We start from the raw sequence: 2,901 nt of genomic DNA on the forward strand, positions 1-2,901 counted from the left end.
GTTTTTTAATACTCGCGTTATAGAAATGGCATAATGGGGAATTGTTTATTATGTATTTGTAATTAATCCAAATATAACATTTATCATCCTTATTAATCTTTTTGAGATTATTGGCATTTTGGAAAAAAAGCAAAAAATCTAATAGCGCCCAAGTTTCTAGTGATGAACCTTTAATATTAAAACCATTATCTACAATTGCTTTCTGATTAATACTAATTGAAAATTTCATTGTTAATAATTTCAGGAAAAAAAATTTAAGGGAGACAATAAGTTTCCTACACTTATTCATCATTAACCCCTTAATAAGTCCGACCGATGAAAGGTGTGTAGGTTACCTTTGGGAGTCGGACCTATTAAAGGGTTAGAACTTAAGGGGTGGTGGCTCCCCTTAAAAATCCGTTGTTTAAAAGTTCAAAATTGCATTTTGATTTAAAGCATTTTGTGCTTTTATGCGTGTTAATTATATAGAAAAAGAGCTAAAAAGGAGTTTAAAGAAAGGGGGTGCCATTGATTGATCACAAAGGAGTAACGGAAATTTTTTGAGTTTTTTTACAAATTATTCATTGGCACCCCATTTTATTTTATAAAAGAAAGACTTAATTATTATTTAATTCTTTGATTTTTTTAATATTAATTTCGCAACTCTTATAATGTTTAAAAAGTTCAATGTAAGCGTTTAAAACATCATTTTCATTTTTAATATTGGGTTTCTCTAATTTCTCTAATTCTAATAACTCTTTGGGGATGTAGATTTTTTCTACCCTAAGGTCTGTAATAGTTTTAGTTTTGCTCCCACAACCTGCTGACAATATCATTAAAATCATTGATAAATACAGGGTTTGCATTATACTCTTTGCTTTGTGTTTCATTTTGAATCGCCTTAATCTTATCATTTAAAAGCAATTTTTCTTTATTGCTATTTGCTAGAACATTTTGTGCTTTTTCATATTCTGATTTTAATCTATTTAGCTCTGATACTAAATTCTTATTAGCACTCAAAGCATTATTAAGACTATCGTTTAAACTCTTATTCTCATCCTGTAAGGAACTAACCTTTAATGCTAAAAATGTTAATATAAGGGATAAAATCCCCCCTAAAATAGATTTGTAGTTAGTGGTTAAGAAAGAGAGCATTCAACAGCCTAATTGAATAATTTTTGATATAGCCTTAGCCCTAAATCCTACTTGTTTAAACCATTTTGAACTTTCTAATTCTTGCACCGCTTTAATGTAATCTTGCTTCCGCATTGCTTCACCGAACTTAACAAATTTTTTAAATCCTAAAAACCCTAAATTATAAATCATATCTACAACAGCGCCCGCTCTAGCCACATTGTCTAAATCTCTAAACCAAGCAAGTTCGCAAGCGCGGTAATAACATCGCTCTAGCTCATCTTTTAACCAAACTAGCGCGACTTCTTTGCTCACTTCACCATTTTGGAGTTGTGCTAACTCTTGCGCATTTAGCGGATTTGCTTCTATATTTCTGCCATATCCTATAGTATTAAACCCAGCAGGACATTTATACACTTTTGCGCTAAAGCCTTCAAATTCGGCGGTCTTTGGTGTTATATACTCTAAAACTTTCTCTAAGCTTGCCATTTTTATCCTTTTATTTTTAATAATTTAATTTTAGCTTAATCCCTTTAGTATCGCATAAAGCCTAACATAAAAATAAATCGTATAACGCTTTAATACTCCAACTCCTAAAACTTTCATAGCTTCTAAAAATACTTTATCTGCTTCTTTTCTTGTAATAGGTTTTTCCCAGTATTTTCTAGGAACTTTATTGAAAAACTTTTCCCAAATTTCACCTTTAGCATTAGCAACGCATAATCTATCGTGCAATACATAAGCCTTAGTTGGTTTTCCAATAGGACTAATAAAACTTTGAAAAGCTTGTGGAACACTTCCAAAATCTGTTTTAAATCCTTTTTCTACTTTTAAGGTGTAATCTTTATAACCATTAAGCATAGGGAAGTAAAAAACAAAATCTTCCATTAACTCAAACTGACTTCCATTTATAACTTTAACAATTAAATCTTTATTTTTCATAACACTATCTCACAATCTTTATTATCTTTATTATCTTTTATAACTGCTCTTTCAATCCTAGCTAAATGCCCCATACTATCAGCATAAAGCGCGTCCATTTTGTTACCAAAAAACTCTTTTATTGTTTGTGTTTCTCTCTCTAGGGATTCTCTTAAAAGCTTTGTTTCCCTATCGCTAAATTCTTTAATAATATCAATGCTTAAGCGTTGCGTTTCATTTGTCTTTTCTATTGCACGACTTAGAGATTCCAAGCTTTGGTAAATCTCTTTCATACCACCACAATTTGCCATCGCGTGCTTAAATAAGAAATAATTCCCTACTAGTGCCACTGCAAGCATTATAAAAAAGATTCCAATAATCCCTAAAGATTCCACCTTTTGCGCAAATTCTAAAGCTTGCCCTACGCTTTCAGGATGTAAAAGTGTGCTTTCCATTACTCCCACCTAATTGCTTTTAAATCTTCTTTAGTTTCTGCAATTTCTACTAAATCCTGCAATCCTTGTCTTTTGCCAATTAGTTGCGCGCTTGCGCTTCTAAAGATTTCTGCTTTAATTAAGGCTTTTTCACAAAGCGCCCTAAGTTCAATCCCCCTAGCTTGTGCAATGATTTGCATTGTAGGGCAAGTGGAAGTATCACTAAATCCGCTTTCTTTATAATCTTTAGATTCTCTCTCTTGTGTTTCAAAAGTTAGCATTTCACTTGTTGGAATGTGTTCTTTTTGCAAGCTTAAAATTGCTTTTTCATAAGCATTGTTAAGCTCTTGTAGCTTTAAGGCTTTAAAGTCTTGTAAAGTAGCTTCTATTGCGTTTAAAAAGTCTTTTAAAAGTGTTGGGTTTTGATTTTTCT

7 protein-coding genes are annotated in these 2,901 nt (G+C 31.7%); all 7 read right to left on the minus strand.

Translation table 11 applies throughout. The features are described 5' to 3' along the window. Positions 1 to 289: hypothetical protein (locus Q0358_RS01325; RefSeq protein ID WP_299546218.1), on the minus strand; the 289-nt coding region annotated here is incomplete at its 3' end. A gap of 307 nt (positions 290 to 596) precedes the next feature. After that, complete coding sequence (locus tag Q0358_RS01330) at positions 597 to 815, minus strand: hypothetical protein (protein ID WP_299546230.1); 219 nt, start codon at positions 813 to 815, stop codon at positions 597 to 599. Continuing rightward, a complete protein-coding gene (locus tag Q0358_RS01335; protein WP_299546220.1) occupies positions 781 to 1,134 on the minus strand; it encodes a hypothetical protein in 354 nt (117 codons plus the stop codon). Before Q0358_RS01335 ends, Q0358_RS01330 begins: the two co-directional genes overlap by 35 nt. Continuing rightward, positions 1,135 to 1,602, minus strand: coding sequence for a hypothetical protein (locus tag Q0358_RS01340; protein WP_299546222.1), 468 nt, complete (start codon positions 1,600 to 1,602; stop codon positions 1,135 to 1,137). Positions 1,603 to 1,632: 30 nt separating this feature from the next. Continuing rightward, positions 1,633 to 2,055, minus strand: a complete 423-nt coding sequence (locus Q0358_RS01345) for a DUF1353 domain-containing protein (RefSeq protein ID WP_299546224.1) — start codon at positions 2,053 to 2,055, stop codon at positions 1,633 to 1,635. Continuing rightward, a complete protein-coding gene (locus tag Q0358_RS01350; RefSeq protein ID WP_299546226.1) occupies positions 2,052 to 2,489 on the minus strand; it encodes a hypothetical protein in 438 nt (145 codons plus the stop codon). The genes Q0358_RS01345 and Q0358_RS01350 overlap by 4 nt, the downstream gene beginning before the upstream one ends. Further along, on the minus strand, positions 2,489 to 2,901 hold a 413-nt coding region (locus tag Q0358_RS01355; RefSeq protein ID WP_299546228.1), incomplete at its 5' end, for a hypothetical protein. The genes Q0358_RS01350 and Q0358_RS01355, both read right to left, overlap by 1 nt.

It is taken from the genome of uncultured Helicobacter sp. (genome assembly GCF_937893305.1).
GTDB lineage: Bacteria > Campylobacterota > Campylobacteria > Campylobacterales > Helicobacteraceae > Helicobacter_D.

Bases quoted from the DNA above. Each gene is read 5' to 3' on its own strand.
- Q0358_RS01330 (WP_299546230.1), bottom strand. From the start codon at position 815: ATGATATTGTCAGCAGGTTGTGGGAGCAAAACTAAAACTATTACAGAC.
- Q0358_RS01335 (WP_299546220.1), bottom strand. From the start codon at position 1,134: ATGCTCTCTTTCTTAACCACTAACTACAAATCTATTTTAGGGGGGATT.
- Q0358_RS01340 (WP_299546222.1), bottom strand. From the start codon at position 1,602: ATGGCAAGCTTAGAGAAAGTTTTAGAGTATATAACACCAAAGACCGCC.
- Q0358_RS01345 (WP_299546224.1), bottom strand. From the start codon at position 2,055: ATGAAAAATAAAGATTTAATTGTTAAAGTTATAAATGGAAGTCAGTTT.
- Q0358_RS01350 (WP_299546226.1), bottom strand. From the start codon at position 2,489: ATGGAAAGCACACTTTTACATCCTGAAAGCGTAGGGCAAGCTTTAGAA.